This is a genomic window from Neisseria sp. P0021.S006, from assembly GCF_051956895.1.
This window is the reverse complement of sequence record NZ_JBQCWZ010001336.1, coordinates 1-255: the sequence shown is the minus strand read 5'-3', so window position 1 is coordinate 255 and position 255 is coordinate 1. Positions and strand designations below refer to the sequence as shown.

Here is a 255-nt window from a genome sequence, read left to right as displayed (position 1 = left end):
CAACAAAAACGCCAACGCCCGCGCCGGAGCCGAACGCGCCGCCATCAACGCCCCCATGCAAGGCACCGCGTCCGACCTCATCAAACGCGCCATGATAGACGTATCCCGCTGGCTTTCAGGCGACCTCTTGCAAAGCAAACTGATTATGCAGGTGCATGACGAATTGGTGTTGGAAGTACCTGAGGCAGAGCTGGATTTAGTCAAAGAAAAACTGTCGCAGATTATGGCGAAAGTGGACGAAGGGATGTTGAACGT

At 54.5% G+C, this 255-nt stretch carries 1 protein-coding gene; it reads left to right on the top strand.

The window, feature by feature from the left end:
• Positions 1–255 (top strand): DNA polymerase (locus ACTHUM_RS20180; protein ID WP_440404027.1); only part of this gene is annotated, 255 nt, incomplete at both ends.